The organism is Acinetobacter sp. ANC 4558 (assembly GCF_002135375.1).
Taxonomy (GTDB): domain Bacteria; phylum Pseudomonadota; class Gammaproteobacteria; order Pseudomonadales; family Moraxellaceae; genus Acinetobacter.
Genome location: NZ_NEGH01000006.1, coordinates 25,243 through 50,395 on the forward strand (window position 1 = coordinate 25,243; position 25,153 = coordinate 50,395).

General features: G+C 35.7%; 33 protein-coding genes, 1 tRNA gene and 1 pseudogene. 30 read left to right on the forward strand and 5 right to left on the reverse strand.

Translation table 11 applies throughout. From position 1 onward, the window contains the following. Positions 1-221 precede the first annotated feature (221 nt). The 22 genes from msbA (at position 222) to B9T31_RS08660 (ending at position 17,293) form a co-directional block, all read left to right on the forward strand. Positions 222-1,949 (forward strand): lipid A export permease/ATP-binding protein MsbA, encoded by a 1,728-nt coding sequence (gene msbA, locus B9T31_RS08555; RefSeq protein WP_086181542.1) that lies wholly within the window; start codon positions 222-224, stop codon positions 1,947-1,949. Positions 1,950-1,952: 3 nt separating this feature from the next. Continuing rightward, the gene (gene lpxK / locus B9T31_RS08560; protein WP_086181543.1) at positions 1,953-2,957 is read left to right on the forward strand and encodes a tetraacyldisaccharide 4'-kinase; all 1,005 of its coding nucleotides are present in this window, start codon (positions 1,953-1,955) and stop codon (positions 2,955-2,957) included. 8 nt (positions 2,958-2,965) lie between these two features. After that, the gene (kdsB, locus tag B9T31_RS08565) at positions 2,966-3,727 is read left to right on the forward strand and encodes a 3-deoxy-manno-octulosonate cytidylyltransferase (protein ID WP_086181544.1); all 762 of its coding nucleotides are present in this window, start codon (positions 2,966-2,968) and stop codon (positions 3,725-3,727) included. A gap of 12 nt (positions 3,728-3,739) precedes the next feature. Next, the gene (locus B9T31_RS08570; RefSeq protein ID WP_416202528.1) at positions 3,740-4,723 is read left to right on the forward strand and encodes a DNA polymerase III subunit delta'; all 984 of its coding nucleotides are present in this window, start codon (positions 3,740-3,742) and stop codon (positions 4,721-4,723) included. A gap of 17 nt (positions 4,724-4,740) precedes the next feature. Beyond that, on the forward strand, positions 4,741-5,070 hold the full coding sequence (locus B9T31_RS08575) for a PilZ domain-containing protein (RefSeq protein WP_086181546.1): 330 nt from the start codon (positions 4,741-4,743) through the stop codon (positions 5,068-5,070). A gap of 26 nt (positions 5,071-5,096) precedes the next feature. Continuing rightward, positions 5,097-5,870, forward strand: a complete 774-nt coding sequence (locus B9T31_RS08580; protein WP_086181547.1) for a TatD family hydrolase — start codon at positions 5,097-5,099, stop codon at positions 5,868-5,870. 43 nt (positions 5,871-5,913) lie between these two features. Continuing rightward, entirely contained in the window at positions 5,914-6,534 is a 621-nt protein-coding gene (locus tag B9T31_RS08585; protein WP_086181548.1) for a TetR/AcrR family transcriptional regulator, read from the forward strand. A 10-nt stretch (positions 6,535-6,544) separates the two neighbouring features. Then, positions 6,545-7,093, forward strand: coding sequence for a prepilin-type N-terminal cleavage/methylation domain-containing protein (locus tag B9T31_RS08590; protein ID WP_086181549.1), 549 nt, complete (start codon positions 6,545-6,547; stop codon positions 7,091-7,093). Then, the gene (gspI, locus tag B9T31_RS08595) at positions 7,083-7,466 is read left to right on the forward strand and encodes a type II secretion system minor pseudopilin GspI (RefSeq protein ID WP_086181550.1); all 384 of its coding nucleotides are present in this window, start codon (positions 7,083-7,085) and stop codon (positions 7,464-7,466) included. The genes B9T31_RS08590 and gspI overlap by 11 nt, the downstream gene beginning before the upstream one ends. Beyond that, positions 7,463-8,083, forward strand: coding sequence for a type II secretion system minor pseudopilin GspJ (gene gspJ, locus B9T31_RS08600; protein WP_416202529.1), 621 nt, complete (start codon positions 7,463-7,465; stop codon positions 8,081-8,083). Before gspI ends, gspJ begins: the two co-directional genes overlap by 4 nt. An 84-nt stretch (positions 8,084-8,167) precedes the next feature. Then, positions 8,168-9,145, forward strand: coding sequence for a type II secretion system minor pseudopilin GspK (gspK, locus tag B9T31_RS08605; RefSeq protein ID WP_086181552.1), 978 nt, complete (start codon positions 8,168-8,170; stop codon positions 9,143-9,145). Positions 9,146-9,258: 113 nt separating this feature from the next. Next, the gene (locus B9T31_RS08610; protein ID WP_086181553.1) at positions 9,259-9,855 is read left to right on the forward strand and encodes a 6-pyruvoyl trahydropterin synthase family protein; all 597 of its coding nucleotides are present in this window, start codon (positions 9,259-9,261) and stop codon (positions 9,853-9,855) included. A gap of 28 nt (positions 9,856-9,883) precedes the next feature. Further along, a complete protein-coding gene (gene ung / locus B9T31_RS08615; protein ID WP_086181554.1) occupies positions 9,884-10,597 on the forward strand; it encodes a uracil-DNA glycosylase in 714 nt (237 codons plus the stop codon). Next, on the forward strand, positions 10,594-11,718 hold the full coding sequence (locus tag B9T31_RS08620; protein WP_086181555.1) for an enoyl-CoA hydratase/isomerase family protein: 1,125 nt from the start codon (positions 10,594-10,596) through the stop codon (positions 11,716-11,718). Before ung ends, B9T31_RS08620 begins: the two co-directional genes overlap by 4 nt. Positions 11,719-11,721: 3 nt before the next feature. Then, positions 11,722-12,249: a tRNA adenosine(34) deaminase TadA gene (gene tadA, locus B9T31_RS08625; protein ID WP_086181556.1), complete on the forward strand. Its 528-nt coding sequence runs from the start codon at positions 11,722-11,724 to the stop codon at positions 12,247-12,249. Then, complete coding sequence (locus B9T31_RS08630) at positions 12,246-12,677, forward strand: SRPBCC family protein (RefSeq protein ID WP_086181557.1); 432 nt, start codon at positions 12,246-12,248, stop codon at positions 12,675-12,677. The genes tadA and B9T31_RS08630 overlap by 4 nt, the downstream gene beginning before the upstream one ends. Positions 12,678-12,692: 15 nt before the next feature. Then, positions 12,693-13,376: a (d)CMP kinase gene (cmk, locus tag B9T31_RS08635; RefSeq protein ID WP_086181558.1), complete on the forward strand. Its 684-nt coding sequence runs from the start codon at positions 12,693-12,695 to the stop codon at positions 13,374-13,376. A 106-nt stretch (positions 13,377-13,482) separates the two neighbouring features. Continuing rightward, complete coding sequence (gene rpsA, locus B9T31_RS08640) at positions 13,483-15,162, forward strand: 30S ribosomal protein S1 (protein ID WP_086181559.1); 1,680 nt, start codon at positions 13,483-13,485, stop codon at positions 15,160-15,162. A gap of 163 nt (positions 15,163-15,325) precedes the next feature. Continuing rightward, on the forward strand, positions 15,326-15,631 hold the full coding sequence (locus tag B9T31_RS08645) for an integration host factor subunit beta (protein ID WP_086181560.1): 306 nt from the start codon (positions 15,326-15,328) through the stop codon (positions 15,629-15,631). 18 nt (positions 15,632-15,649) lie between these two features. After that, positions 15,650-16,015, forward strand: a complete 366-nt coding sequence (locus B9T31_RS08650; protein WP_086181561.1) for a lipopolysaccharide assembly protein LapA domain-containing protein — start codon at positions 15,650-15,652, stop codon at positions 16,013-16,015. Positions 16,016-16,156: 141 nt separating this feature from the next. Continuing rightward, the gene (pyrF, locus tag B9T31_RS08655; RefSeq protein ID WP_086181562.1) at positions 16,157-16,837 is read left to right on the forward strand and encodes an orotidine-5'-phosphate decarboxylase; all 681 of its coding nucleotides are present in this window, start codon (positions 16,157-16,159) and stop codon (positions 16,835-16,837) included. A gap of 117 nt (positions 16,838-16,954) precedes the next feature. Then, positions 16,955-17,293 (forward strand): hypothetical protein, encoded by a 339-nt coding sequence (locus tag B9T31_RS08660; RefSeq protein ID WP_086181563.1) that lies wholly within the window; start codon positions 16,955-16,957, stop codon positions 17,291-17,293. A gap of 2 nt (positions 17,294-17,295) precedes the next feature. Here the strand turns inward: B9T31_RS08660 and ruvC are convergent, their stop codons facing one another. Both ruvC and B9T31_RS08670 read right to left on the reverse strand, forming a co-directional pair. Then, positions 17,296-17,841 (reverse strand): crossover junction endodeoxyribonuclease RuvC, encoded by a 546-nt coding sequence (gene ruvC / locus B9T31_RS08665; protein WP_086181564.1) that lies wholly within the window; start codon positions 17,839-17,841, stop codon positions 17,296-17,298. A gap of 208 nt (positions 17,842-18,049) precedes the next feature. Further along, positions 18,050-18,721 carry an MmcQ/YjbR family DNA-binding protein gene (locus tag B9T31_RS08670; RefSeq protein WP_086181565.1) on the reverse strand — a complete coding sequence of 224 codons (672 nt, stop codon included), beginning with the start codon at positions 18,719-18,721 and terminating at the stop codon, positions 18,050-18,052. Positions 18,722-18,902: 181 nt separating this feature from the next. Between B9T31_RS08670 and B9T31_RS08675 the strand changes: the two genes are divergently transcribed. Further along, positions 18,903-19,310 carry a GFA family protein gene (locus B9T31_RS08675; RefSeq protein WP_086181566.1) on the forward strand — a complete coding sequence of 136 codons (408 nt, stop codon included), beginning with the start codon at positions 18,903-18,905 and terminating at the stop codon, positions 19,308-19,310. Between the two features lie 232 nt (positions 19,311-19,542). Further along, positions 19,543-19,619 (forward strand) — tRNA-Ile (locus B9T31_RS08680). A 131-nt stretch (positions 19,620-19,750) separates the two neighbouring features. On the opposite strand, the gene B9T31_RS08685 is transcribed toward B9T31_RS08680, so the two are convergent. Then, positions 19,751-19,966, reverse strand: coding sequence for a hypothetical protein (locus B9T31_RS08685; RefSeq protein WP_228146014.1), 216 nt, complete (start codon positions 19,964-19,966; stop codon positions 19,751-19,753). After that, complete coding sequence (locus tag B9T31_RS18025) at positions 19,966-20,319, reverse strand: hypothetical protein (RefSeq protein ID WP_228146015.1); 354 nt, start codon at positions 20,317-20,319, stop codon at positions 19,966-19,968. The genes B9T31_RS08685 and B9T31_RS18025 overlap by 1 nt, the downstream gene beginning before the upstream one ends. Positions 20,320-20,427: 108 nt before the next feature. Here B9T31_RS18025 and B9T31_RS08695 point away from each other — a divergent pair. From B9T31_RS08695 to B9T31_RS08720, 6 genes and pseudogenes are all read left to right on the forward strand, one after another. Next, positions 20,428-21,258: pseudogene (locus B9T31_RS08695) on the forward strand (phage tail tube protein); the annotation flags it as partial. A 54-nt stretch (positions 21,259-21,312) separates the two neighbouring features. Beyond that, a complete protein-coding gene (locus tag B9T31_RS08700; RefSeq protein ID WP_086181569.1) occupies positions 21,313-21,816 on the forward strand; it encodes a hypothetical protein in 504 nt (167 codons plus the stop codon). A gap of 35 nt (positions 21,817-21,851) precedes the next feature. Continuing rightward, complete coding sequence (locus tag B9T31_RS08705; protein ID WP_228146016.1) at positions 21,852-22,055, forward strand: hypothetical protein; 204 nt, start codon at positions 21,852-21,854, stop codon at positions 22,053-22,055. A gap of 64 nt (positions 22,056-22,119) precedes the next feature. Continuing rightward, entirely contained in the window at positions 22,120-22,638 is a 519-nt protein-coding gene (locus B9T31_RS08710; RefSeq protein WP_086181571.1) for a hypothetical protein, read from the forward strand. Between the two features lie 144 nt (positions 22,639-22,782). Next, positions 22,783-23,154: a hypothetical protein gene (locus B9T31_RS08715; RefSeq protein WP_086181572.1), complete on the forward strand. Its 372-nt coding sequence runs from the start codon at positions 22,783-22,785 to the stop codon at positions 23,152-23,154. 212 nt (positions 23,155-23,366) lie between these two features. Then, positions 23,367-24,053 (forward strand): hypothetical protein, encoded by a 687-nt coding sequence (locus B9T31_RS08720; RefSeq protein WP_086181573.1) that lies wholly within the window; start codon positions 23,367-23,369, stop codon positions 24,051-24,053. Between the two features lie 24 nt (positions 24,054-24,077). Here B9T31_RS08720 and B9T31_RS08725 read toward each other — a convergent pair whose 3' ends face one another. Further along, positions 24,078-24,356 carry an outer membrane protein gene (locus B9T31_RS08725; protein WP_086181574.1) on the reverse strand — a complete coding sequence of 93 codons (279 nt, stop codon included), beginning with the start codon at positions 24,354-24,356 and terminating at the stop codon, positions 24,078-24,080. Positions 24,357-25,153 lie beyond the last annotated feature (797 nt).

The following is a 25,153-nucleotide window of genomic DNA, read 5'->3' on the forward strand; positions in this document are numbered from 1 at the left end:
AAATATTCACATAAACTTGATTACGTTTTGGTTGGTCTTTTAGTTTTTTTTCATCATTAGATCGAAATACAGCAATTCAACAAATCTCGAGTAGATATCGTGATTTAATGTTTATTATTGCAATAGTTGCCAAAGTTTATGTTCAAGATGTAATTTGTGTAATAGATGTTATAGAGCAGCTTGGTTGTGTTCGTGCTAAGTTTTTAACTTGAGGTTAATTAGTGAAGAAAGATCTTCAGGTTTATCGTCGTTTACTTAAATATTTAAAACCGTTTATCGGGTTAATGGTTATTGTAATTGTCGGCTTTTCAATTAGTGCGGCGACAGAAGTTGCTGTAGCCAAATTACTTCAAAGTATTATTGATGCAATTCAGACACAAGACAGAAGTTTTACGACGATGTTTCCGTTGTTGGTTGTCGCTTTAATGTTTTTTAGGGGATTAGGATCTTATATTGGTGGTTATTATACGGCAGTAATCTCAAGAAATTTGGTCTTTAATGTTCGACAAGAAGTATTTGCTAAAATTTTAAAATTACCTTCCCAGTATTTTTTAGATAATACCAGTGGTCACATTACTGCAAAAATTCTTTATAACGTTGACCAATTAACGAATGCAACAACAGATTCACTCAGAACAATTATTCAACAAGGTTTAATTACCATTGGCTTGTTAGGCTTTTTAATTTATACCAATTGGCGGTTAACATTATGCATTTTTATTTTTGCGCCATTAATCGGTCTTTTAATTAGAAAAGCGGCAAAACGCATGCGTAAGCTCTCTATACAAGTACAAGATACAATGGGAGATGTAAACCATGTTGTACAAGAAACAGTGAATGGTAATCTAGTTGTTAAAGGATTTTCAGGTCAAGAATTTGAGCAATATCGATTTAAAAAGCACTCTTTGGAAAACCTTAAACGTGGTTTAAAAATGGTGGCAATTTCTCAATTGAATAGTCCTGTTGTACAATTGATTATGTCTTTTGCGTTGGCTATTATTATTTGGATTGCTTTAAGACCAGAAATATTACGAGACATCAGTGCAGGTCAGTTTGTGGCTTATATTACGGCAGCAGGTATGCTCAGTAAACCCATTAAAGCCTTAACTGAAGTAAATGAAAAATTACAAAAAGGACTTGCAGCGGCACATTCTGTATTTGAATTATTAGATTTAGATGAAGAAGTGAATACAGGCGCTGAAATACCAGTCTTACAGGGTAATATTGTTTTTGACCACGCATCTTTAATTTATAAAGATGGTCATCAAGCGGTGAAAAACTTTAGTTTAGAGGTAAAAGCAGGTCAGACGATTGCACTGGTTGGTCGCTCAGGTGCGGGTAAGACATCATTAGTTAATTTGTTGGTCAGATTTCAGGAACTCAGTGCAGGCCAGATCAAATTAGATGAGTTTGATATTCAAGATATTGAGTTAAATTGTTTACGCTCTCAAATTGCAATGGTAAATCAGCAGGTTGTCTTGTTTAATCGAACTGTTCGTGAAAATATTGCATATGGGCAATTAGAGAATGCCGCTGAAGTCGATATTATTGCAGCAGCAAAGGCTGCACATGCCCATGATTTTATTATGTCTTTACCGCAAGGGTACGACACGGCATTAGGTGCACAAGGCTTAAACCTCTCAGGTGGTCAACGTCAACGTATCGCAATTGCACGCGCAATTTTGAAAAATGCACCTATTTTAATTTTAGATGAAGCAACAAGTGCTTTAGATAATGAGTCTGAATATTTTATTCAACAAGCATTTGATGCAGCAATGCAAGACCGAACTACTATCGTAATTGCGCATCGATTATCTACAATTGAAAATGCAGATTGTATTGTCGTTATGGATAAAGGTGAAATTGTTGAAATGGGAACGCATGAAGAATTAATTGTTTGCCAAGGTGCATATTATCAATTGCATAAACGTAACTTTGAGGAACATTAATTCATGTCAGTTGCACAAATGATTCAAAATGCTTGGCAAAAACAAGCGAAATGGTTAATTGTGCTCAGACCTCTTTCATTGCTTTATCGTTCAATTTCACTATTGAATAAAAAGCTTTATCGCTCAGGAATTAAGTCAGCCTATACTGCACCCATTCCAGTGATGGTTATTGGTAATATTACTGTCGGTGGGAGTGGCAAAACTCCGTTATTAATTCAACTTGTAAATTATTTGCAAAAACGTAATGTTCGTGTTGGTGTCATCAGTCGAGGTTATGGGGGTAAAGGACCATTTCCAGCCTATGTGGACTTTGATGCGACACCAAATACTGTCGGAGATGAACCTTGTTTGATTGTACAGTCTACTGGAATACCACTGGCTGTTGGTTCTAATCGTCAAAAAGATATTGAGTTGTTACTTGCAAAACATACTTTAGATTTGATTATTTGTGATGATGGATTGCAGCATTATGCACTGAATCGACAACTGGAATGGATTGTTTTAGATCAAAATCGTGGTTTGGGCAATGAAAAATTGTTACCTGAGGGGTATTTGAGAGAACCCAAAACGCGGTTGATGTCAGCGACTGTTATTGAACATGCCGCAAGACCGAACTCTTCCTTGCATATGCATTTGGCTGTTACACAGCCTTATTTATTAAATGACATGCAAACGTTGGTTTTTAATGCGAAACAAAAATTTTATGCATTGGTGGGCATTGGTTTTCCACAAAGATTTTATCAAACATTGGCGTCTATTGGTGTAAATCAATTCCAATGTCATGAATTTCCAGATCATTATGATTATGCAATTGATGATTTAGAATTTGAGGATGCAAGCCCCATTATTACCACTGAAAAAGATGCAGTGAAGCTTTTACCATTGCTTAAAGCACACCCAGATTTTCAACGGGAGATATGGGTTATTCCTGTTGAGGCAGTACTATCTGAGGCATGCTATGCCCTTTTAGATAAGCAGCTCAAGCAACTTGGTATTCAACTGAATTAGGCAATTATATGAAGCATATTGTTATTCCGGCACGGTTTTCAAGTTCAAGATTACCAGGTAAACCATTACTTGAAATTCATGGGCGTGCCATGATTTTGCGTGTGGTTGATCAAGCAAAAAAAGTAGCAGGTTTTGATGATCTTTGTGTTGCAACAGATGATGAGCGTATTGCGGAAATTTGCCATCAAGCAGATGTAGATGTTGTTTTAACATCAAAAAATCATCCATCTGGGACCGATCGATTAAGTGAAGTTGCACGTATTAAAGGCTGGGCGAGCAGCGATATTATTGTCAATGTTCAGGGGGATGAGCCTTTGTTGCCTGCCTTGTTGGTTCAACAGGTTTCACAGCTTTTAGAAGATCATCCAGAATGTTCAATGTCAACTTTATGTGAACCGATTCATGAACTTGCAGAATTTCAGCGAGACAGTATTGTAAAAGTGGTCATGTCGAAAAACAATCAAGCTTTATATTTTAGCCGAGCGACTATTCCTTATGATCGAGATGCTGCGAAACTTGCAGAACCTAGATTACATACCCAAGCATATCGCCATTTAGGGTTATATGCTTATCGCGTTAAGTTGTTGCAAGAGTATGTGACATGGGACGTGGGTGTACTTGAACAATTAGAAAGCCTTGAGCAGTTACGCATATTAGAAAATGGGCATCAAATTGCAATTGCCGTTGCTCAAGCGAACTTACCGCCAGGCGTAGATACACAAGAAGATTTGGATCGTTTAAATACGATGGATATTTCTTCATTTGAATAATTTGAGATCATCATGCAAGAAGTAGTTGCTCAAGTTTACCCATGGCAACAACAAATCTGGAATACGTTAACGACACGATTTCCTGAAATTGGACATGGGTTGCTTTTTTATGGAAAAAAGGGCTGTGGTAAAGAAGCGTTTGCGCTGCAATTTCTGACATGGGTGTTATGTGCCAATCGACATGAAAAAAATCAACCTTGCGGTGCGTGTGGGAGTTGTCAATGGTTGAAATCAGATACGCATCCTAATTATGTTTACATTAGTACGGATGATGATAATAAAAAACAAAATGCAAAAATAAAAATTGAAAAAATTCGTGATTTATTGCCTTTTGTTCAGCAAACAGTAGATGGATGGCGAGTGATTGTGATCAATCCTGCTGAGGCCTTAAATATTGCATCGTCTAATGCCTTATTAAAAACCTTGGAAGAACCTGGTGAACGGGTCATAATTATTTTGTTAGCTGAGCATTATTTAAAATTACCTGCCACGATTCGTAGTCGTTTACAGCATTTTGCTTTAGATCGAATAGACCAAACACAGTTTGATCTATTTTTACAACAACATTTACCTGATGTTGAAGAGGTTAAAAAGCAATTGTTGTTAAATTTGTCGAATCAAATGCCATTGCAAGCAATTTTACTGGCAAATGAAAAATGGCTTGAAAAGCGGCAAGATTTTTTGCAAGATTGGTTTAAGTTGGTGACACAAAAAAATATGCCACTGGCAATTGCGACGAAATGGAATAAAGAGTTAAATTTCGCTGATTTTATGCAAATGTTTGAGTACTTATTGTCTGATGTCGTATGTCTTAAAATGCTTCAAAATATAAAAAATGTAGATTTAGATTTTAAAAATTTAGCAGAATATTATTCCCTCGATACACTATTCACGATATATTCTGACTTACAACAATCAAAAATAATGATCGAACAGAACGTACAAAGTAATCTCGTATTAGATCAATTATGTATTAAATTAATGAATATAAATTAAGTTTTTTGGGGTAAATTATGCATGATGTGATTCAAATTAATATAACTGACAAAGAAACGCTTTATCATAGTTACATGCCTTATGTGATTGGTGGTGGATTATTCATTCCTTCAAAGAAGATTGTAACGATGGGGGAGGAAGTATCAGTCTCCGCAACTTTACCAGATTATGATCAAGAAATTTTACTGAAAGGTAAAGTGATTTGGATTTCGCAAAAACAAAATGGTGTTAAACCACAAGGTTTTGGTATTCAGTTATCAGGTGAAGAAGGTATTTTTTACAAAGTTGAAGCAGAAAAATTGCTTGCAGGTATTAAAGCGAGCGCTCGGAGTAGTTACACTATGTAGTGTAATGAGTGAAGTAGGATTATATTGTGTTTGTAGATACCCATTGTCATTTAACCATGTTAGATCTAACGCCCTATGACGGAAATTTAGATCTGGCTTTAGAGCAAGCGCGTATAGCTGGTGTATCTAAGTTTATGGGGATTTCAGTCAATTTAGATGATCACATTGCGTTGTCTGAAATTGCTGCTCGACATCAAGATGTTGGATATACTGTTGGTGTGCATCCATGCGAAGATCCTGATGTTATGGCAAAGGCGACAACTGACTATTTAGTTAAATTGGCTCAAGCTGATAAGGTGTGGGCTTTGGGTGAAACCGGTTTGGATTATTTTCATAGTACTGATTTTGTTCAAGAACAAAAAGCGTGTTTTGCACGTCATATTCACGCATCTCAGCAGGTAAAAAAACCAGTTGTGGTCCATACGCGTTCAGCTAAACACGATACCGTTGATATTATTCGTGCAGAAAAATCGACGCATGGCATTTTACATTGCTTTACTGAAGATTGGGAAACAGCAAAAGCAGTACTGGATTGTGGCTACTATGTTTCATTTTCTGGCATTATTTCATTTAAAAATGCACAAGATTTAAGAGATGTTGCTAAGCAAGTACCACTAGATCGTGTATTAATTGAAACAGATAGTCCATATTTGGCACCAGTACCTTATCGAGGTAAAACCAATGAACCCAAATATGTTCCATATGTGGCAAAAGCGTTAAGTGACGTATATGATAAGTCTCTAGAGGAAATGGCTTTCATTACGATGCGTAATTTTGAAAACCTCTTGCAACAAAAGTAAAATTAAATATGGATAAGCAAATAAGAGAGTTTGTAGAGTGAAGATGGATCGGCAGGCTCAGTTTAGAGCAAGAGAAACATTAATTTTCCAAGTTGCAGAGCAGCTTTTGCTTGAAAATGGTGAAGCGGGAATGACTTTGGATGCTTTGGCGGCAGAGTTGGATTTAGCTAAGGGTACACTTTATAAGCATTTTCAAAGTAAAGATGAACTTTATATATTGTTGATTATTCGTAATGAAAAGATGTTACTTGAAATGATTAAAGATGCAGAAAAAAGTTTTTCAGAACATTTAGCCTTTTTTATGTTACATCATCTTCATCATCCAGAGCGAACGGTGTTATTTCATCAAATTGAAGAACGTTTATCTACAACAGGTGTGGGAATTAATTTATTATTTAATGAACTTTATCAAGTTCGTAAAGAGCGTTTACGCCTGATTATACGAATGACAGAAATTTATTTGAATTCTATTCAAAGCACAATGAGTGTCAGAGATTATTTGGCTTCAATCTGGTCAATTACCTATGGTGCAGCAGCAATATTAAATTCAAGTTTTTATCAACGCTACTTAGGGTCTAGAGATACCCTTAGAGTTGCTTATATTGATCAAGTTTTAGCTTTGCCAAAACAGTTTATAAATAAAAGTTTAGATCAGGCGGTTTAAGAGCATTGTCATGAAGCAATCATCTCAAGACGGTTTTACCTTAGTAGAATTAATGGTGGTGATTGTAATTGTCGCGATTATTGCATCGCTTATTTTGGTTAATTTTTCAGGAATAGACCATCGTAAGGTGATGCAGGCACGTGAAATTTTAATGATAGATCTACAAAGAATTGCGCGTGAATCACAAGATCAATCTAAAATTTTGGCATTATCATTAAAACCTTCAATAGAAAGTAATACATATCAATATGAAGTACTTGAATATCAACCGCAGGGAGATGTACAAGCTACAGGTCTCACAAATTTAGATTCTAGGTGGACGAAGTATTCTGGATTTAATGCACGTGAATTACCTAAAAATGTATTAATTCAAATAAAGTCAACTCAATTTGATTTTACGAATGCTAAGAATACAGAGTTACTGAATGAGCGTGCACCTAAGCTGATTTGGTTAGGCAATGGTGAAATAAAACCTGCTATTGTTCAATTTTATTATGATCAACAGCCTGTTGGGGCTGAAATCCAAATTGATTATTTGGGTAAAATTCATGAAAACTAAAGGATTTACTTTGTTAGAGGTCATGATTGCATTAGCAATTTTTGCAATTGCAGCCTTGGCATTAACACAAGTTGCAACGCAATATAATCAATCGACTTATCAATCAGAGTTAAAAACAAAAGCTCAATTTGTTGCACTTAACGAACAGGCACAAATGGAAATTAATAAAGCATGGTTGACTGGTAGTGAATCTAAGCGAGTGTCACAGCAAGGCGTTGATTGGCAGATTGATAAAAATAGCCAACCTACGATCAGTCAAAATGTGCAGCGAATTGATATGCAAATAAGTTTATTTAATACTGAAACAGGTAAAGTTGAAAATGGTGTAACCGATTTAACTTTTTTCAATTATCGTGAGTCGAATGATCAATGATAAAAATGAAACAAGGTTTTACATTAATTGAATTATTGATTGCCATTGCGATCTTTGCTGTTTTATCGGCTTTAGGATGGAAAGTTTTTGACCATGTAGCACATGTGAAAGAGCGTAATATACAACGTGAACAAGTATTAGGTGAATTGCAAACAGCATATCAAATTTTATTAAAAGATAGTGTGCAGATAGTACCAATTAAAGCCAATGTAAACCACAATGTTGAAGCTGCGCTTGTTTTGCAAAATGGAAACTTAACATTTAGTAAATCTGGCGTTGTAGATCCGTTGCTGCAAGGGCGTCCACCCTTTGAACGCATTGAATATCGTTATGATGAGGATAATAAATCGATTACACGTTTAAGATATCAAAACCTCAATAGAAATAATAATGAAAAGCCAGAAAAGAGTGTGTTTCTAGACAATGTTGATGAGCTAAATATGACTGTGCTTGATCCTGAAGAACTCATGATTTGGCCGAAAAATGATGGTTTAGAAAACAGAAATAATGCAGGTCAACAAGTATTACCTAAGGGGCTTAAATTCGTGTTTAGTCGCAATGGAACACAATACGAATGGCTCTTTAGTTTGCTCAATACAGAACATTTGCTCAAATAGAAATGAGCGGGTGAATGGAATGGTCATCAGAATGACCCTTTTATTGGTGAAAATAATGATGCAAATACCAAATCGAGTTAATTCATGAAAAAGCAACGAGGAATTGCCTTAATTACTATTTTGGTTATGGTTGCATTGGCAACAATTTTAGCTGCAACGATTATGAAGCATCAGACCAATACTAGAGAAAATACAGATTACTTAAAACGTCAGAATCAAGCTTTATTGTATGCGAAAAGTGCAGAGTATTTTTTTCGTGAATTGTTATTAGATGATGCTAAAAATGCTGGAGAAGTTGATCATTTAAATGAATCTTGGGCAAAGCCCATGCCTGTATTTCCTGTTGAGGGTGGTTTTATCACAGGGGTTATCCAAGATGAATCTGGAAAATTTAATTTAAACAATTTATTAAAAAAAGATGGTTCTGTAAATGAGCCAGCCAAAGCATGGTTTGAAAGATTATTGGCACGTGTAGGTCTACCTGAACAATTAAGTGAAGCAGTCATTGACTGGCAAGATGAAGATGATGAGCCCATTGGTTCTATGGGAGCTGAATCAGCTTATTATTCAGGATTACCAGGTGGTATTCTTCCGGCAAATCAGAAGTTTTACGATATTGAAGAGTTAAAACAGGTTAGAGGTTTTGAAGGTGATCGTTATAAATTGATCGCGCCCTACATTACTGCACAGCCGAATGTTGATACACAAGTGAATATTAATACAGCTTCAGGATTTTTACTGGCGAGTCTTAATAGCCAATTAGATCCTGTCGCAATTCAAAATGAATTAGATAAAAGAAAGCAAAACTTACAATATTTTGAGACGGTTGATCAGCTTTGGTCTTTAGATGTTATGAGAGCAATTGATGATGACACTAAAAAAAGTGTGGCATCTTTATTGGGTGTCAAATCAACTTATTTTAAAGCGCAAATAGAAATTGTACTTAATAAGAGAAAAAGACAATTAACCAGCTATTTTATTCGAAATAATCAAGATATAAACATTAATTATAGAAGCCTTGCACCTTTTGAAACCCGTGTGCCTTCTAAATTATTAGAATAAAAAGTGTAATGTGTTTATCCAATGACATTAAACAGTAAAATTAATGTGCGTATAATAAGTTTTGCTTTATAATCGGGTATGATGATTGAGTTTGTGGATTCCATGACTGCCATATGATTATTCGTAAGTTATTTAAGTTTGAAAATGCACATATTGTGCGCAATTGTACATCTGATCGATGTAAGCGTTCAATTCATGGTCATAGTTATAAAGTTGAGTTGCTTTTGAAAGCATCTAAGTTGGATCATGGTCAAATGGTCTATGACTTTGGCTTACTTAAAGGTGTAATTAAAGACTTATATGATTCTTTTGATCATGCAATTTGTTTTTGGCAAAATGATGATCAAGAATATATAAAGGCGTGTCAGCAGTTTAGTGCACGTTGGATTTCATTGCCTGTGTCACCATCGGCAGAACAGTTTTCTCGTATTTTCTTTTATCTTGCTCAGCAAGTATTAGCCTCTACAGAAACACAAAATGGCGAAGGGGATGTTGAGGTTTATTCTGTGATTGTGCATGAAACAGATACAGGCTATGCACAAAGTTTTTTAGAAGATATTCAGAATGAACAAATGGGTATTTTAGATTTAAAGCAAATTATATTTTCTGAACAAGTTCAAAGTGAGTGGGAAAACCCACAAATGTTTGAAAGCTTAAAAAATGGGGTGAAATTTCAAAACCCTATTGTTGATTTGCAAGTAAAAGTTTAATTTTAAAGAAGGAATTAGGAACACAGGTATGTCTTTGACTGATCAGCAACTTGCTAAACTAGAAAAAGTCCAATTGGATGCAAGTTGGAAATATGGCTTAAGTGATTTTTTACTAAGTCAACAAATGGATGAGTTAAAAGCATTTTTGGTTCAAGAAAAGCAAGCCGATAAAGTTGTTTATCCGCCAAACTCTCTTATTTTTAACGCATTTAATATTACACCACTTTCTCAAGTGAAAGTGGTTATTATTGGTCAAGATCCTTATCATGGACCAAATCAAGCACATGGATTAAGCTTCTCAGTTCAACGTGGTGTTGCTGTACCACCGTCATTACGTAATATCTTTCATGAATTACAGAGCGACCTAGGCATTTCGGTGTCAAAGCATGGAGATTTAACCACTTGGGCAGAACAAGGCGTTTTGCTACTTAACAGTGTATTGACGGTGGAAGCTGGTCAACCAACTTCACATCAAAAACGTGGTTGGGAAGACTTTACAAATTGTGTGATTGATGTTCTAAATGAACAACGAGAAAATATTGTGTTTATTTTATGGGGTGCATATGCACAGCGTAAAGGACAACGCATCGATTTAAACAAACACTTAGTATTAAAAGCTGCTCACCCATCACCATTAGCGGCAAATCGCGGTGGTTTTTTTGGATGTAAAGTTTTTTCAAAAACCAATAACTATCTTAAACAACATGGCATTGAGCCTATAAACTGGCAGCTGGACGCATGACATACACTCCCATTTCTAAAATTTATCATCCAGATTTAGTTATAGAAGAAGCTAAAAATGGGTGGCGTATTGTTCGTTTAAATCGTCCGAAATCTTTACATGCGCTAGATGAGTCTATTGTGACTGCGCTGTTAGAAGTATTTCAAGATTTTTACACAGATGATACAGTTAAAGCAATTTGGTTAGATTCAACAACGCCTAAAGCATTTTGTGCTGGAGGGGATGTACGTAAACTACGTCAGTTGGTGATCAATGATGAAGTTGCGGCAGCGAATCAATTTTTTGATCAAGAATATGCACTTGACCTATTGTTACATAATTATGCTAAGCCTATTGTAGTATGGGGAGAAGGTTATGTCATGGGGGGGGGATTAGGTCTATTTATGGCTGCGCCATTTAGATTAGTGACACCTTACTCACGGTTAGCTATGCCTGAAATCAATATCGGTTTATATCCAGATGTCGGTGCGACCAGATTCCTTGCAGATCGTGGTGCAATTGGACTGTTTACTGGTTTGACTGGGTCAATCATGACCGCAGCAGGTGCATATGGAATTGGTTGGGCAACTCATATTTGTGATTCATCCAGAGAAGTCGTGCTTGAAAAGGTGATCAATATTGATTGGAATCATTATCCAGCAGGCGATTTTAGAGCTATTGATGATACTTTAAATAGTTTGCATCGACCTGTAGGACCTGGTCCTTTACAAAACTCACTAGATACAATTCAAAGTGTTTGTCGTGGTGTACGATTTGAAAATGACTATGAGTCTATTATTGGTTTAAGTGATGCTCGAAGTGATTGGTTACGCCAAGCAAGTGAGAACTTACAAAAGGGTTCACCAACAACTGCGGCATTAACATGGCTGCTCTGGCAATGGGGTAAGCAAGTCCACTCATGGAATGAAGTTTTTGAGTTAGAATTACAAATATCAGACTGGAAAATCCAACATTCAGATTTCGTTGAAGGTGTACGTGCACGTTTGGTTGATAAAGATCTTTCTCCTGAATGGCATACAGGTAAAGAAGTATCTCTTAAAGGAATTTTAGGTGGTAATCCTCCTATTACGACCATTGAGAGTTGGAACAACTTGCTCAAGCATCATGGTGTAATCAGTTAAATAATGGTTGAATTGTATTCAGATGCATATTGGATGCAGTTTGCGTTGGAGCAAGCTGCATTTGCGGCACAGCAAGAAGAAATTCCAGTAGGTGCGATTATTGTGAGTCAGAATGAAATTATTGGGGCTGGATTTAATGCACCAATCTGTTCTCATGATCCAACTGCTCATGCTGAGATACAAGCAATACGGACTGCATGTCAAAACATTCAGAACTATAGACTTCCAGAAGATGCAACCTTATATGTGACTTTAGAGCCATGTACGATGTGTGTAGGGGCATTAATTCACGCGCGGATTAAACGCGTGGTATTTGGTGCATTTGAGTCAAAAGCGGGTTCATTGGTGAGCGCAAGACAATTATTGAGTTCAGGTTATTACAATCATATATTTGAATTTTCAGAAGGTTGTTTACAAGAGCAATGTTCATTACAGTTATCTGATTTTTTTAAAATGCGACGATCGCAAAAAAAACAGCTAAAGTTGTTGAAGAAAAATTTAACTCAATCTGCAATGGTGGAAAAGAGATGAATTGTATTCAAGTACAAGAACAATTTAATATGCCAGTGGAAATAATTTTTGAATTATTGGCTAAACACGATACGTATAATCAAATTTTCGCACCAGCGCTATTTGTTCGAATTAAGGATGCAGAGGATGTATCACGACCCGATGGCATCGGTTCTATTCGGCAAATTAGTATAAAATCTTTTAAATTATTGAAAGAAAAAATTATAGCTTTAGATGTAAATAAACGTATTGAATATCAAATCATACAAAACCCTTTAGTTCAATTTCATTTGGGTGTGATTGAATTTGAAGCATTAAGTGATAAACGCACCATGGTAACCTATACAATTCAACTGAAAATGGGTGCTCCTTTTATGGCGAAGTTAATACTTAGCCAATTAAAAGTCGTACTGAAAAGTGGATTCATTAGGCTGGCAAAATCGATATAAACATGTGGAAAAATAATGACTGTTAAAATTATTACGATTGATGGTCCGAGCGGTTCTGGCAAGGGGACTTTAGCTGCAAAACTTGCTGAATATTATCAATATAATTTACTAGATTCGGGGGCATTATATCGTCTTTTAGGTTTGTCATTAAGTCAAAAAAAATTGATAGATTGTCTCGATTCCTCGCTTGATCAATGTGTGAGCATTGCAATAAGTCTAGAAATTCAATTTATAGCGGCAAAGCAGGGAATACAGGTTTATTTAGAAAATGAAAATGTGACACAAGCACTTCGGACGGAAACTACCGGTGAATTGGCTTCAAAAGTTGCATCAATTCCAGAGCTTAGGGCAGCGCTGGTTTCTCGTCAACATGCATTTGCAGTAGAACCAGGATTGGTAGCAGATGGTCGTGATATGGCAACTTCAATTTTTCCAGAAGCTCAAGCAAAAATTTACTTGACGGCATCAGCAGAGTCAAGGGCGCAGCGCCGTGTAAACCAGTTGCAGGAGATGGGTCTAGATGTTAAAATAAACGACATTTTAGCTAATATACAAGCTAGAGATAAGCGTGACATGGAACGCACTGTTGCTCCGCTTAAGCCAGCACAGGATGCTTATATTATAGATAGTTCAGAATTATCTATAAATGAAGTATTTGATTTGATGACCGCTTATATCGACCAAAAATTAGCAAAATAATTCTATTTAGCGTGAGTATAGCTTGATCAGTTTTATACGGACTATATGAACGCTTAACTAAACCGGCCTTGTCTGATCCAAGACCGCAGATTTTACTAGGTATATCATGACCGAATCTTTTGCAGCCCTCTTTGAAGAAAGCGAATTAAACCTCAACGTTGAAAAGGGTGCTGTCATCCAAGGCGTTGTCGTAAGCATTGACTCTGATTGGGTAACTGTTGACACTGGCCTTAAATCTGAAGGTGTTGTTGACCGTGCTGAATTCTTAAATGAACAACGTGAACTAGAAGTTCAAGTTGGTGATACTGTAGACGTTGTTGTTGAAGCACTTGACAACGGTATGGGTCAAACAGTTTTATCACGTGAAAAAGCAAAACGTGCTGAAACTTGGACTAAACTTGAAAAAATCTTTGAAGATGGCGAAATCGTTACTGGTGTTATTTCTGGTAAAGTTAAAGGTGGTTTCACTGTTGACATCGGTCCAGTTCGTGCGTTCCTTCCAGGTTCTTTAGTTGATACTCGTCCTATTCGTGATACTACTCACTTAGAAGGTAAAGAGTTAGAATTTAAAGTAATCAAACTTGATGCTAAACGTAACAACGTTGTAGTTTCTCGTCGTGCTGTTATGGAAGCTGAATCTTCAGCTGACCGTGAGGCTCTTCTTGCTCAACTTGAAGAAGGTCAAACAGTTACAGGTACGATCAAAAATCTTACAGATTACGGTGCATTCGTTGACCTTGGCGGTATCGATGGTCTTCTTCATATCACAGATATGGCTTGGAAACGTATCAAGCATCCATCTGAAGTGGTTGAAGTTGGTCAAGAAGTTACTGTTAAAGTACTTAAATTTGACAAAGATCGTAACCGCGTATCTTTAGGCCTTAAGCAATTAGGCGAAGATCCATGGTTAGCAATCATGAGCCGTTACCCTAAAGGTTCAATTGTTAAAGCACGTGTAACAAACTTAACTGACTACGGTTGCTTTGCTGAAATCGCTGAAGGCGTTGAAGGTTTAGTACACGTTTCAGAAATGGACCACACAAACAAAAACATCCATCCATCTAAAGTTGTTCAGATTGGTGATGAAGTTGATGTTATGGTTCTTGAAGTTGATGAAGAACGTCGTCGTATTTCTCTTGGTATCAAACAAACTCGTGCTAACCCATGGGAAGAGTTTGCTAAAAACCACGACAAGGGCGAGAAAGTTTCAGGTACGATCAAATCAATCACTGATTTCGGTATCTTCATCGGCTTACCAGGTGGTATTGATGGTTTAGTTCACTTGTCTGATATTTCTTGGAATGAGCAAGGCGAAGAAGCAATTCGTCGCTACAAGAAAGGTGATACAGTTGAAGCAGTTATCCTTTCAGTTGATGCTGAAGGTAACCGTATCAGCCTTGGTATCAAGCAAATGAACAGCGATCCATTCAATGATTTCTTAGCGGCAAATGAACGCGGTGCACTTGTAAAAGGTACTGTAACTGCAGTTGATGCTAAAGGTGCTACGATTAAGTTAGCTGATGAAGTTGAAGCGACACTTAAAGCATCTGAAATCAACCGTGATCGCGTTGAAGATGCAACTAAATTCTTAGAAGTTGGTCAAGATGTTGAAGCGAAAATCATCAACGTAGATCGTAAATCTCGCTCTATCAACTTGTCTATCAAAGCGAAAGATGAAGCTGAAGAGAAAGAAGCTGTTGCTAACTTAAAAACTGCTGCTACGCCTGGTCAAGATAATGGTCCTAAGACGATTGGTGACTTGATCAAAGCTCAAATGAACCACTAAGTTGGTATGTGTAAAACGTATTGTTAATGTAAATTAATTAATATTTTTTACATAAATACCGCAAACGGTAGCGTAGTATTAACGTATTGCGCTACCGTTTTGTATTTAAACAGGTTATTATCAGGTATAACTTCAATAAGCTTGATAATTAAAGAGGTCGTAGATGACTACAGAAGCACTTAATAAGTCTGACTTAATAGAGCGTATTTCTCTAAAAAATCCACATTTAGCGGAGCCATTAGTTGAAGAAGCTGTTAAGATAATGATTGATCAAATGATTGCATCATTGTCTGCGGATGACAGAATCGAAATTCGTGGTTTTGGAAGCTTTGCACTTCACCATCGAGAACCTCGTGTGGGGCGCAACCCTAAAACTGGTAAATCAGTTGAAGTTGCAGCAAAATCAGTTCCTCATTTTAAACCAGGGAAGGCGTTACGTGATGCAGTGAACGAATCAGTTCAAAAATAACAATTTAACGGGGTGTCTATGCGCTATATTTTAGTCATATTATTAATCGTCATATTTGGATATGCATTAGCATTAGTATTGCAAAATAGTACTGAGCTATCAGTTGATTTACTCTTTACTCAGGTGCCCGCAATGCGCCTAGGTTTATTGTTATTATTAACTTTAGCATTGGGTATTATTGTTGGTTTACTATTTGGCGTTCAAATTTTTCGAGTTTTCCAGACCAGTTGGGAAATTAAAAGACTGCGTAAAGACATTGATCACCTACGTAAAGAGCAAATTCATACTGCTCAATTAGCTGCTGCTGAAGCAGTTGCAAATGCAAAACATGAAAAAACGGTATTAGATATTGGTGTTGATGAACAAAAATCTAATCCATTGTAACTTTTAGTTCTCCCTCAAGATTTTTTGAGTTAAAACATCCTAAGGATAAGTCCTTGGGGTGTTTTCATTTATAGTAATTGCTTTGTTCAAATTCTTTTTAGTCTTATAATAATGATTATTCATCTATAAAGGGAAAGTCTCTTGAGTATCATTGTTGCACTGGATGCCAAAAGCCAAATAGACGCATTAAAAATTGCTGAGCAGCTAGATCCTGCTTTATGTCGCTTAAAAATCGGTAAAGAGTTATTTACTCATGAAGGTCCAAGTGTAGTAAAAGCCTTGCATAATAAAGGTTTTGAAATTTTTTTAGATCTAAAATTTCATGATATTCCAAATACAACTGCTCAAGCAGTTTGTGCTGCGGCTGACATGGGGGTATGGATGGTCAATGTTCATGCATCAGGTGGTCGTAAAATGATGGAGACTTGTGTAGAGCGTCTAAAGGCAGGAAATTACAATACTCAGCTTATTGCTGTGACTGTACTCACCTCTATGGGACGTGAAGATTTAGTTGATTTGGGTTTAAATGTTGAACCTTCTGAGCATGTGAAGCGATTAGCAACGTTAACCAAAGAAAGTGGACTTGATGGTGTTGTATGCTCAGCACAAGAAGCTAAGATGTTACGCACTACATTGGGTACTCATTTTTCTTTGATAACTCCTGGTATTCGACCTGAAGGTACGAGTGCTGATGATCAAAAACGAATTGTGACACCACAACAAGCAATGTTAAATGGTGCAACACATTTGGTCATTGGTCGCCCAATTACACAATCTGATAATCCATGTCAAACACTTAGAAATATTTTAGCAACATTGTAAACGTGTATTAAATCGATCAGATATATTTTGCAAATGATGCTGTAATTTTAATGTGAATGATTACAGCATCTTATATATTTAGAAAAACAGTGACTTAACACGGAAAAAATTTAAAAGATGGATAAATATTTAATCGTTGCACTTGTAGTTTTATTTTGCATAATTCTTGTTGTCTACACTCAAAAAGGAAGCACAACGGTACAACGTGCAAAAAGCTTAAAAGAGAGAGTTCAATCTGCATTCCCAACTTTTCAAGTTATTGAAAAATTCAATACCATTATAATATCAGGTAAGAATCAACGGAATGAGCAAGAGGAGTTTGTGACGATTCGTATTGATGAAAATCAACAAAAGAATATGCGTTTATATGGTCGTATGTTGATAGCAACATATCCTAAAGAACCGTCAGATCGAGAAATGAAACAAGATTTTTTATTACATTTACAACAAAATTAAACCTATCTTCTACGGCTACTGCTTCTACTACGCCCTCTAGCCATGCCTCCGAGTGCATTAAGTACAGCAAATTTTGTCATGCTGCCTGAAGCATGTGCATGGCAAATAGCAGCTGCGAGTGCATCGGCTGCATCAGCTTGAGGTTTTATACTTAGATTGAGTAACCTCATCACCATCATTTGTACTTGCTCTTTATCTGCTGCGCCATAACCAACAACAGATTGTTTAATTTGGCGTGCGGTGTATTCAGCAACTTGTAAATCCAGATTAACTAAAGCAGCAATTGCAGCACCACGTGCCTGACCTAATTTTAACGCAGAGTCAGGATTTTGTGCCATAAATACTTGTTCTACAGCAGCTTCTGTTGGACCGTGAAATTGTACAATTCGATTAATGCCTGCAAAAATTCGTTTCAGACGTTCAGGCATCTCTGTTGTTTCGGTACGAATTGTACCTGCATCGACAAAACGAAGTTTGGAACCTTCTTTTTCAATAATTCCATAACCTGTAAGTCGTGATCCAGGATCAATACCGATAATTAATGACATATTCATCCAAAGTTTTAAAATATAAATAATTATATGATTTTATTGTGATTTTGTGTGTAAAGTTTAATAAAATTTAGCTTTAATTAGAGGCTATATAAAACAATTACTTATGATTGAATTTTCGGTAATTGGTGTGGTTTTATACATTTTATGAATGAAATTATATTTTGAATGGGTAGATATATTGTTGATTGTTAGCTTATCTTAATTAACTAGCTAATGCATAACTTTCATCTATTCGTGCATAAATTTCCTCTATAGGAAGTGTACCATCCAAGTAAATAGTTACCCAATGATCTTTATTCATATGATAGCCTGGGAAATATGTTTGGTGATTGATCTTGGTTTTTAGGATATCTTTTTGCATTTTTAAATTTAAAATTTCAATTTGACTATTTCCGATAAGACCAATTTTTTCTGAATGAATAACCAGTAAAGCTGCATACCATTTATGTGTATCTTTGCGACGATATATTGCATTTTGAGGAAATTTTTGCCATAAAAATTCTAACTGGTCTTGATATTTATTATGAATATATTGAGTAATAAGCTTTGCAAACTCACTTTTAAAAATATCTTTATCAAAACATGTTTCGATTATTTGTTGAAGTAAATTTTGATATTGAGCCCGTATTTGACCAACGAATTGTCCAGTTGCTTCTGGAAATAAATGCAAAGTATAGTCTTCATGCGTTGCTGTATCTATGATACTAGTACTGATTTTCCCCTGCGTATTAACCATAATATTGATGATAAAGCTATTGTTCAAGATTGATTTATGATATTGATATTGAGTATCATCTAATAAATTAAAACCAAAAGACTTTAACTTTTCAATATTCAGTTTCAAATTATCTAATTGTGGATTTGTATACATCATTTTGTGAAATCCTAATGTGTGATCAGTATGTATTCATTGAGGAAAGACATTCATAATTTGACATATAAACTTAATATATGGCGAGTCTTATTCAGTTTTATATCACTTATAACATTTCAAAATGAAAATAATAGTGTTAAGTTCTTCTCTTATTTAGAAATGATATAAAACTGGAAATAGAATGTCAGGTATAAAATCTGCTCAATGTCACTGCGGCACAGTCAAGTTTACAGTTGAATTATCAGATGATTTTAATACCATCAGAAGATGTAATTGTTCTTTTTGTCGTATGCGTGGCGCAGTTGCTGCTTCAGCTTTGCTTTCAGGGCTTAATGTTTATGAAGGAAAAGATAAATTGACAGAATATCGATTCAATACTCGTCAAGCAACACATTATTTTTGTTCGATTTGTGGTATTTATACTTTTCATCAACGAAGATCAAATCCGAATCAATTTGGTGTGAATGTGGCATGTATTACGGATGTCTCACCATTTGATTTTACACATATTCCAGTTATGGATGGTGTTCATCATCCTAAAGATGGAGGAGGCGGAGTGGTTGGATATTTAAATTATGACGTGCTTTAAATTGAATAAATGATATAAAAAACTGTTTTACCATGCATAAATGATTTTATTGGTTTGCCTTTTTAGCGTGAAAATATAAAATGATCATTGGGTTAAGGTATTAATTAATTTATTGTGATAGATTTTTAGTCGACTAAACGTCTAATTTTAGAAACTACTTGAACATTTTTAAATTTTTATATAGTATGCATTCATCCAAGACAATTGATATCAAAGCAATTGAAAGGAAATAGGGCCTATAGCTCAGTTGGTTAGAGCAGCGGACTCATAATCCGTTGGTCCCGTGTTCGAGTCACGGTGGGCCCACCATATAAAACAACCACTTAGGTGCATTAATCCTAAGTGGTTTTTTAATATCTAAATCCATGTAAGCAATATGTAAGCACTGAATGATATTCGTGTAAGCAATAAAAAAGCTACCGACTGGTAGCTTAGATAAATTAAATTCCAACTAGATTTCGTATATCACTTAATCGCCATTTTGCACCATTGTTTGTCATAACAGGTTTTAGATCACCTTTACCTCGACTGGCCCAAACTCTAAGAGTATTTGGCTTGAGTCCGAGAATTATTGCAGCATCAACTGTATTTACAAGACTAGCACCTGATTCAATCAATTGCGTTAATCTTTCTTCTGGCTTCAATTCAATTCCCATCAACAAACCTCCTTTAAACTTTCTATAACACTTTCAGGTAGCCCAAACACTTCATTAAAAGCTTGATCAAAACCGCCGTCAGCAATGAATTGATCAATTGGGTTTTCTTGTTTGTCAGCTTGAATTTCTTCGATAATATTTTTCTGAATATCCACCACCTCACTCACAATTTCCCACTCGCCGTAATCACCTAAATATCCAGATTTTTTGATATTGGTTGTGATTATTTGACCATCATCACAGGTGACTTTCATGCGTTGAGTATCAATACGAGTTGCTTGATAAATAACGCCTTGTCTTAAATTTGGTGGTAGTCCAGAGTCACCATTAATAGTTTTAATTCGAACTTGCATCACGCCACCTGTCTTCTAAGTTGAAACTTCTTGTTCTTAATCTTTGCCATTAATAAGCAAGACTGATTGTTTTGAGGATTGGAAAATTGATGAAAGCTTTGGCTGTATCTCACAGATGGACTTTCAGAATCTGTGACAACAGAGACTTCATCAAGTGTTGCAGATAATCGCTTTCGTCAAGGTGGGCTTGCAACTGAAGCAGAAATTACAGGTAGCTTAGAGGTAGAGTTATCAGTCGGTCTATTTGATGACTTTTGGTCAGCCGTTGCCATGAATGAATGGGATGATCAAGGTGTACTGCTATTTGGTGGAGATGTTCGAAAGACATTTACCTTGGTTAAAGTATTTGAATATATCGGACAAATCTTTATTTATCGTGGTATCCGTATCGGTGAAGCCTCTTTATCCATTGCAACTACAGGAAAGATCACGGCGAACTTTGGAATGGTTGGGACTATTTTTGAAAGAAGTGCAACCAATCCTGTAATTAATCCATTGCCTGTACCTGCAGATGTCTTAATTTCAGCATTGAATGTCGGTGATTTAAAAGTAAATGGTGAAACGGTCATTGGACGGGCATGTATGCAGACGCTCGAGCTTTCCATAAACAATAACCTTGAAGCGATTCGCTGTATTGGTTCTAAACGCCTCACCGCGACCACGTACCTTGAAAAGATCGTAGATATTACAGTTAACACACAGTACATGTTCTCAGGGCTATCAGCATCGTACTTAGACTATGTTAAATCACGAGACACGATGCCATTAGAGTTTTCAATTGAAGATGAGGGTGGTGGTAATGGATATGCCTTTGAATTCCCGAAACTCAAAGTGTCAGAAGCAAATCATCCAGATGGCGGTGGTGAAGATACTATTACGCTGGATGTGAATTTCAACCATATTCGTGTATCACCAAAAATCACACGCTTGAAGCTGTAAGAGCAGAATAATACCGCCTTGATAGGCGGTTTACTTTTTTAGGATCAAAGAACCATGGCATTAAAAGTCGAAATTCAAAAGAGTGAAAATATTTCCCTTTGGAAAGAATATAAAGATGAAGAAGGTAATGTGCTTGCCGAGTTTAAAATACGTGGTCAATCTTACAAGCCCTATCGTGTGGCCTTAGAACGTGCGCAAAATCAGGTCGCGCATAAGGGTTATGATGTACCAATGGCACGTGCTGACGATAAGCTTTATCATGAGTTGTTATTAGAAGCCACAGCTTGTCATTTGATTGAAGACTGGAAAGGTGTAGTTTTCATTGAAGACGGTCAAGAGGTTGAACAAACCTATTCAGCAGAGAATGCAACCAAGCTGTTAAATATGGGTGATATTGGTGTTGCGATTTGGGGCTTTGTGATGTCACATGCTGAGAAGATTCAAAACGAAGCGGATCAGGTTAAAGCTGATATCTTGGGAAAGTCACAGCCCTCTATCAATGGCACAGCTCAGACATCGGGAAGACGGAGCACCAAAAGAAACAACTCCAAGCGTTAGGGGTAAAGATTCCTGAACCTCCTGAATATAGCTATGTGGCCAATGTGATTTTAAGTGCCTTTAATGTGATTGCTCGATCACGTACATATGAGACTGGTGTTGCCTTACCTTTAGACAGTAGCATGATTGAAGCTTACCTAAACCTTCATGATGCGCCGTGTGAAATGCATATTTTTGTTGAGAGTATTTTTGTCCTGGATAATTTGCTTTTAGACAAGGTTCACAAAAGAAGCCAATGAGTGATTGGTTTCTTTTTCTCACATTTTTTAGTATCTTGATGTGATTCTAAGAGGGTGAAGTATTATGAGAAAAATATTAGGGTTGTGTTTGGTGATGGGGTTGGGTTTGAGTGGGTGTGCTACAACATCAGGGTTGAGTGCGCAAACAGCAATAAGCGGGTTTGATGGTAAAAAGCATGTCAGAATAGCACCTCATGGAGCAGCGTGCACATCGATGATTTGTCCAGCAATAGGTGCTATTTGGATAGAGGATGCGCCAAATATGGTTGGTCTGAATTTCGAAGTGGTAAATGATATAAGAGCTATTAATTCAGCTGAATTAAATATTGATGGTGAAATAATTAAGCTTACGAATACCAATTTAACTAATTTTAATACAAATATTGGAGTTTCATCAGCAAAAGTCTATACCACGGATTTTGCAGTAATAGACAAAATTATTAATTCAAAGCGCACATGGGTGAGACTCAACACATCAAAAGGTTATGTTGAGGCCGCAATAGTAGATAGTGGTAAAGATAGTAAGGCATTTCACGCGCTCAAAAGATTTAAAAATCAAGTAGAGATAACGCAAAAAAAATAATACCTCTAATTATTTATGCGATTTTAATATCTAAAAGCACCTTATGGTGCTTTTTTATTATCTCCTAAAGCATCACCAATCAAAGAGTATTAATAAGTAGATAGCGCCCTTTAGGCGCTTTTTTTACGTCTAAAGGAAAGTGAAATGACAGAACAAAAGAGTCGTTTAGTTGTTGAGATTAGTTCAGAGCAGGCTAAGCGTAATGCTGAGTTATTAAATCAAGAGCTTGATAAATTATATGAAAAAGGTAATAAATCAAGCACTTCATCTGCTGCCCTAGGCAAAGAGTTAAAAACAACAGGCGAGTCAGCGAAATCACTAGGTGAATCCACTTCTAAAACCACCAAGAATTTAGCGCAGCAAGAATCACAGCTGAATAAGAATGGTTCTGCTGTGATGCAACTGGCGAAGTATGTGGCTGGCTATCTAACCATTAGTAAAGCAATTTCTATGGCTGATAGTTATACACAAACGGCTGCGCGTATCCGAAATGGGCTTAGTGAATCGCAGAGCTAAAGAGAAGGAGTTATTTTTAAAATGAATTGGTATCTACTATTATGAAAATATAAATACTGGATCGCAATTGTGATCCATTTTTTAAAAAGTTTAGAATTTGGTTGAAATACTATCAAATAGGAATGAGAAGCATTGTTAATTATGATGAAAAATAGTAGATATCATTAGTTTGAGATGAAAAATAGTAGATATCATGAGGAATGGATTAGGGGATGAAAAAGTATAATTTTATATTTAGCATGGTGATTATGATTTTACTTACGAGCTGTGCAAAAAAATATGATGAGATAATAGACGGTGAGCAAGATGTACAAGTATTAATTGCAGAAAGAGAGTTTCTAGTCCCCAAAAAATATATTGATAATCCATCTTTACCTGTACAGAGTCCTTTAATTTTTGATAAAAAAGGAAGCATGATTGCCTATTTTTATTGGCCAACTTTAGATGGCTTAGCAGAAAGTGATAATCAACAAAGGTTCGGTAGGTTTAATCATCAGGTGGTATCTATGCAATGGTATATTAAAAATGAGCATTATATTGATGCTCAGAGGTCTATAGAAAATATACAAAGTTATGAAAGCTATCAAAAAAAATCTAAGTTGAGTTGTCCGTTGTCAAATATGAAATGTATAGGGATCAGCTCCCCTCTATCATATGAATGGATGGGAAATTATGAAGGTATGGGCTCATTTTATATACGTTGTCCAAAGGAAGAAGAAAAATCAGAGCTTTTACTAAATCAGGTATGTAACCTTGCTGTAGATTATGATGACAAGAACATTTATATAGAAAGTTTAATTAGCAGTAATTTTATAGCAAGTGAAGATGATTTACCAAAAATATTAAATCAAATGAAAGCATTTATAGATGATTGGGAGGTTAATAATTCAAAAAACTAATGCTATTGGTAGAATATAAAACTATTACCTAGTTCCCTCCATGCGCCATTTTAATCGTGGCTCAGGTGGGACACTAGACATGTAGATGTTAATTTTGTGGCTTAGATCAAGTGCAACATTATCTGTAACATTGTAAGCAACACCAGCACCAGCTGACCATGTGAAATGAGTATCTGTAGAAGAAACAGAATCATTTATAGAGATTTCTGTCTGTGAGTTTTTTACTCCAGTGGCACCAATGCCTAAGCTTACATAAGGTGTGAATTTAGATGTATATTTAAAGTCATAATAACCATTAACCATTAACCATTAACCATTAACCATTAACCATTAACCATTAACCATTAAGGATTGGCTTCTTAGTTCATTGTCGAATAAGACAAATCCATCAGGAGCTTTGCCAGTATATACGTTATCTCCAAATCGTGCAGTCAAACTGTCTACTGTAGGTGAGAATGTATCTTTACCCTTGTAAGTGTATTCCAATTCAGCACGAGCATTAATTTTACTAAAGTCAAAACCTACTGCAGCTGAGATATTAGGGTATATAGATTTTGTCTGATCATTATTTTTAGCTTCAAGGTTTAAAACCTCTCCATCAAAAACTCTCTTATCTTCACTATTTTTGTATTTAGTATCTCTAATTCCAGCTTTTAGTGAAGTATCAATACTACTGTTTGCATTAGCTAAACCCTAAAATGATAATAAAATAGCTGATGTTAATAAAAGGTGTTTTATAATATTTTCTTGACTAAATAACTATATATTAATGTGATATTAATTAGTGAAAAAATATATTAATTTTTTTTATTAATAAGTAATTTATAAAAAATAAATTTTTTCAAATAACACAAGTATATTTTATTTGTAGGTTTATTATATTAATCATTATAGAAAATTGTTTAGAAATATTAAAATAAATTTTATCTCATTTTACGAAATATTACATGGAATGTTTATCTGTATATATGAGCTTGTGTTATAGATATTTCTGTAATTATTTAGATATTAATTAATCAACTAATTACGAAATTTATTTACTTAAACAAATGTAATAAATAATACACAATGATATTTATTTTGTAAATTCCTCGATAAAT

Excerpts from the sequence above, each read along its gene's own strand:
- B9T31_RS18025 (WP_228146015.1), bottom strand. The coding sequence starts at position 20,319 with ATGCAAGTTCGAATTAAAACTATTAATGGTGACTCTGGACTACCACCA.
- rpsA (WP_086181559.1), top strand. The coding sequence starts at position 13,483 with ATGACCGAATCTTTTGCAGCCCTCTTTGAAGAAAGCGAATTAAACCTC.
- B9T31_RS08720 (WP_086181573.1), top strand. The coding sequence starts at position 23,367 with ATGAAAAAGTATAATTTTATATTTAGCATGGTGATTATGATTTTACTT.
- B9T31_RS08685 (WP_228146014.1), bottom strand. The coding sequence starts at position 19,966 with ATGGGAATTGAATTGAAGCCAGAAGAAAGATTAACGCAATTGATTGAA.
- B9T31_RS08620 (WP_086181555.1), top strand. The coding sequence starts at position 10,594 with ATGACATACACTCCCATTTCTAAAATTTATCATCCAGATTTAGTTATA.
- B9T31_RS08590 (WP_086181549.1), top strand. The coding sequence starts at position 6,545 with ATGAAGCAATCATCTCAAGACGGTTTTACCTTAGTAGAATTAATGGTG.
- B9T31_RS08575 (WP_086181546.1), top strand. The coding sequence starts at position 4,741 with ATGCATGATGTGATTCAAATTAATATAACTGACAAAGAAACGCTTTAT.
- ruvC (WP_086181564.1), bottom strand. The coding sequence starts at position 17,841 with ATGTCATTAATTATCGGTATTGATCCTGGATCACGACTTACAGGTTAT.
- B9T31_RS08715 (WP_086181572.1), top strand. The coding sequence starts at position 22,783 with ATGACAGAACAAAAGAGTCGTTTAGTTGTTGAGATTAGTTCAGAGCAG.
- B9T31_RS08725 (WP_086181574.1), bottom strand. The coding sequence starts at position 24,356 with ATGGTTAATGGTTATTATGACTTTAAATATACATCTAAATTCACACCT.
- B9T31_RS08645 (WP_086181560.1), top strand. The coding sequence starts at position 15,326 with ATGACTACAGAAGCACTTAATAAGTCTGACTTAATAGAGCGTATTTCT.
- ung (WP_086181554.1), top strand. The coding sequence starts at position 9,884 with ATGTCTTTGACTGATCAGCAACTTGCTAAACTAGAAAAAGTCCAATTG.
- lpxK (WP_086181543.1), top strand. The coding sequence starts at position 1,953 with ATGTCAGTTGCACAAATGATTCAAAATGCTTGGCAAAAACAAGCGAAA.
- B9T31_RS08650 (WP_086181561.1), top strand. The coding sequence starts at position 15,650 with ATGCGCTATATTTTAGTCATATTATTAATCGTCATATTTGGATATGCA.
- B9T31_RS08660 (WP_086181563.1), top strand. The coding sequence starts at position 16,955 with ATGGATAAATATTTAATCGTTGCACTTGTAGTTTTATTTTGCATAATT.
- gspI (WP_086181550.1), top strand. The coding sequence starts at position 7,083 with ATGAAAACTAAAGGATTTACTTTGTTAGAGGTCATGATTGCATTAGCA.
- B9T31_RS08585 (WP_086181548.1), top strand. The coding sequence starts at position 5,914 with ATGGATCGGCAGGCTCAGTTTAGAGCAAGAGAAACATTAATTTTCCAA.
- B9T31_RS08630 (WP_086181557.1), top strand. The coding sequence starts at position 12,246 with ATGAATTGTATTCAAGTACAAGAACAATTTAATATGCCAGTGGAAATA.
- cmk (WP_086181558.1), top strand. The coding sequence starts at position 12,693 with ATGACTGTTAAAATTATTACGATTGATGGTCCGAGCGGTTCTGGCAAG.
- B9T31_RS08710 (WP_086181571.1), top strand. The coding sequence starts at position 22,120 with ATGAGAAAAATATTAGGGTTGTGTTTGGTGATGGGGTTGGGTTTGAGT.
- tadA (WP_086181556.1), top strand. The coding sequence starts at position 11,722 with ATGGTTGAATTGTATTCAGATGCATATTGGATGCAGTTTGCGTTGGAG.
- B9T31_RS08570 (WP_416202528.1), top strand. The coding sequence starts at position 3,740 with ATGCAAGAAGTAGTTGCTCAAGTTTACCCATGGCAACAACAAATCTGG.
- gspJ (WP_416202529.1), top strand. The coding sequence starts at position 7,463 with ATGATAAAAATGAAACAAGGTTTTACATTAATTGAATTATTGATTGCC.
- kdsB (WP_086181544.1), top strand. The coding sequence starts at position 2,966 with ATGAAGCATATTGTTATTCCGGCACGGTTTTCAAGTTCAAGATTACCA.
- gspK (WP_086181552.1), top strand. The coding sequence starts at position 8,168 with ATGAAAAAGCAACGAGGAATTGCCTTAATTACTATTTTGGTTATGGTT.
- B9T31_RS08610 (WP_086181553.1), top strand. The coding sequence starts at position 9,259 with ATGATTATTCGTAAGTTATTTAAGTTTGAAAATGCACATATTGTGCGC.
- B9T31_RS08670 (WP_086181565.1), bottom strand. The coding sequence starts at position 18,721 with ATGATGTATACAAATCCACAATTAGATAATTTGAAACTGAATATTGAA.
- B9T31_RS08675 (WP_086181566.1), top strand. The coding sequence starts at position 18,903 with ATGTCAGGTATAAAATCTGCTCAATGTCACTGCGGCACAGTCAAGTTT.
- B9T31_RS08700 (WP_086181569.1), top strand. The coding sequence starts at position 21,313 with ATGGCATTAAAAGTCGAAATTCAAAAGAGTGAAAATATTTCCCTTTGG.